This is a genomic window from Microvirga sp. P4_G7, assembly GCF_056401005.1.
Genome location: NZ_JBFUKD010000415.1, coordinates 1 through 3,378, shown reverse-complemented (window position 1 = coordinate 3,378; position 3,378 = coordinate 1). Strand labels below are relative to the sequence as shown.

Annotated in this window: 3 protein-coding genes; all 3 read right to left on the bottom strand. The window is 59.9% G+C overall.

Translation table 11 applies throughout. The features are described 5' to 3' along the window. Positions 1-1,494: peptide ABC transporter substrate-binding protein (locus tag AC1DT3_RS15595; RefSeq protein WP_477466158.1), on the bottom strand; the 1,494-nt coding region annotated here is incomplete at its 3' end. Between the two features lie 232 nt (positions 1,495-1,726). Continuing rightward, a complete protein-coding gene (locus tag AC1DT3_RS15590; RefSeq protein ID WP_477466157.1) occupies positions 1,727-2,161 on the bottom strand; it encodes a GlcG/HbpS family heme-binding protein in 435 nt (144 codons plus the stop codon). Positions 2,162-2,202: 41 nt separating this feature from the next. After that, positions 2,203-3,378, bottom strand: a 1,176-nt coding sequence (locus tag AC1DT3_RS15585) for a urate hydroxylase PuuD (RefSeq protein WP_477466156.1), incomplete at its 5' end; no start/stop codon positions are given.

Below are 3,378 nucleotides of genomic sequence, written 5' to 3'. Positions count from 1 at the left end.
GTAGTACATGATCGGGATCCAAGGCATGTCCTTCATGAGAAGGGCTTCCGCCTTGTTCATCAGATCAGCACGCTTCTTGAGGTCCAACTCGGCGGCTGCCTTCTTCAGGAGGCCATCGTATTCCGGGTTGTTGTACTTGCCGTAGTTGAAGCCCTTGTTGTCGCTCTGGAGCAAGAACAAGAAGTTGTTCGGATCGGAGTAGTCGGCGATCCAGCCGTAACGGGCCACGTCGAAGTCGCCGCCGTCACGCAGATGAGCGAAGTGAGTCTTGCCATCGGTGTTGATGAACGACGTTTCGACGCCGATCTGCTTCCACTGTTCGGCGACCGCGATCACCGAATTGCGGTTGTTGTCGGTCGTGTTGTAGCGGATTTCGACTTTGAGCGGCTTGCCTGCGCCGAAGCCTGCTTCCTTCAGAAGCGCCTTGGCCTTCTCCTCGCGATCGATCGGCGACGTATCCTTGTAGTCCATGTAGGCCGGGGTGCCGTAATTGCCGACGCCCGGAGGCATGAACGAATAGCCGGGCTGCATGGTCTGGCCCCAGATCTGCTCGGCGATGAACTCGCGGTCGAGACCCATCGAGAGCGCCTGGCGAACCTTCACGTCGGAGAACGGAGCCTTGGACGAATTCACGACCAGGAACCACGTGCCGAGGTACGGTCCAAGCCTGACCTGATCCTTGAAGCGCTCCTTGAGCGACTTGATCTGGTCAGCCGGGATATCGTCGGTCGTGTCGAGCTGACCGGCTTCGTAGCGACGCACCATCGCCGCGAAATCCGGCGTCGGATAGTACATGACCGTGTCGATCTTGACGTTCTTCGCGTCGTAATAGGCGTCGTTCTTGACGAGCTTGATGTGCGAGTTGGGGACGAATTCGGCGAGCTTGTAGGCTCCGTTGGAAACCAGATTGCCCGGCTTCACGAAATCCTTGCCGAACTTCTCGACAGAGCCCGGGTGGACTGGAAGGCTGGTCTGGTGGGTCAAGAGCTCGACAAAGTAGGGCGTCGGCTGCTCGAGCTTGATTTCGAGAGTCTTGTCGTCGATGGCGCGGACGCCGATGTCTTCGACCTTACCTTGGCCCTTGTTCGCCTTTTCAGCGTTCAGGATCGGGTAAAGGATGTTGGCGTATTTGGCGCCCGTTTCCGGGTTCATGATGCGGCGGTACGAGAACACGAAGTCGGATGCCTTCACCGGATCGCCGTTCGACCACTTGAGACCGTCGCGAAGCGTGAAGACATAGGTCTTGCCGTCGTCGCTGATTTCCCATTTGGCGGCTTGGCCGGGCACGGCCTCACCCTTTGCGTTGTAGGTGACAAGGCCTTCGAGCATGTCGCGCAGGATGTGGGATTCCTGGACCGTCGAGGTCTTGTGCGTGTCCAGCGTTTCCGGCTCACCGGAATTGGCGCGGTTGTAGACGACTTCCGCAGAGGCGGCGCCCATCAGCGCAGCGGTCGCAACGGAAGCAAGTGCGATGCGTTTAAACCAGGATGACATTTGACTCGTCCCCTTTCTATTTCTGGAAGGTGTAGTGTAATATTGTTAGGCAGTGCCTAAGTGGGTGATCGGCCGAAGTGTCTTGGTTGGCGACTGGCGCCAGACCCGGATCCACCTTCCGCTGACCACGTTCCCTGAGCGTGACCTAATATCATTAGTTGTTCACTTGCCATCTCCTGTCTAGAGGTGCCCTCCAAATAGGCAGGTGATGAACGCGAAATTTTATTTCGCGTCAAGCGCCGGCGTCGAAAACGTACCCGGCGGCCTCGATTCCGGCCGCTGCGGCCTTCTCGTCGTTATCCGATGTATCGCCTGAAATGCCGACAGCGCCTAGGATCTTGCCTGCGGCATCTTTGACCAGAACGCCCCCTGGAACGGGGATCATCTGCCCGCCGACGACATGGGTGGCGGCCGCCACGAAGTACGGGCGATCGACCGCCATCTTGTGGATAGCGCGTGATCCGACGCCGAGCGCCAGAGCGCCATAGGCCTTGGCCATGGCGATTTCGGCCCGCTTCAGGCTCACGCCGTCCTCGGAGGCAACCGCCTTCAACGCGCCGCGAGCATCGTAAACCGCGATCGACAACGGCTTGAAGGGCTGCGCGCGCGAGAATTTCAAGGCCGCGGCGAGAATGGCCTGAGCGCTCTCGAGGGTCAGATCGGACATGGGTAAACTCCTTGTTACTGAGGTTGGGTGCCGAGCGGGGCTCAGCGGGTGGCGCTGTCGCGCTGCGCAAGCCAGGTGGCGACGGCCTTGCGCTCATCGAGGGTCATCTCGGTGATGTTGTTGGGGGGCATCGCGTTCGTCAGGACGCTCTGGACCCGGATCGCGCTGGCGTGCCGCGCGATGGCTTCGGGCGTATCGAGATGCACGCCCTTCGGCGCAGTCGAGACACCTTGCCAGACGGGTTCCGCCGCGTGGCACATGGAGCAGCGGGATTGAATCGCGAGAACTGCTCCGTCGAAGGATGCCGTCACCATCGCGGGTGTCACCACCTTTGGCGCTTCCGTCACATACTCGGCGCCCGGCTTGCCGACGATCGACAACCAGATCGCCAGCGCGATGCAATAGGCGKCGACGCCCCACGTCCACCACGGTGTCTTCTTTCCGGCGTGACGCGCATTGTAAAAATGCCGAACCGTCGCACCTGCGATCACGATCAGGCCAATGATGGCAACGCCGAATCGCGACGACCACGCCAGAGGGTAATGGTTCGACAACATCAGGAAGATCACGGGAAGCGTGAGATAATTGTTGTGCAGCGAGCGCTGTTTCGCTTGCTTCCCGAGCGCCGGGTCGGGCGTCTGCCCGGCAAGCAACGATGCCACCACCTTCTTCTGATTGGGAATGATGACGAGGAAGACGCTGGCGGACATCCACGTCGCGATCATCGCACCCGTATGCAGAAACGCGGCGCGGCCATTGAAAACCTGAGTGAAGGCGTACGCCGCGAGCAGAATGTAGATGTAGAGTCCGATGCTGAGAGCGATGTCGTTCTTGCCCAGCGGAGAGCGGCAGAGGCCGTCATACACGAACCAACTGACTGCCAGTCCCCCGATCCCTATCGCAGCGGCCTGCCAGGGCTCCATGACGCGGACGTCCGGACTGATCGTGTAGAGATCGGCTTGCAGGTAATAAACCCAACCGAGGAGGAAAAATCCCGAGATCCAGGTCGCGTAGCTCTCCCACTTGAACCAGGTCAGCTCTTTCGGCAGGTCGGCCGGCGCAACGAGGTACTTGCGCATGTTGTAGAAGCCGCCGCCATGGACTTGCCAGGCTTCGCCGCCGACGCCCTCCGGCAATCCGTCGCGCTTCTTCAGACTCAGGTCGAGATGGATGAAGTAAAAGGACGAGCCGATCCAGGCAATGGCGGTGATCACATG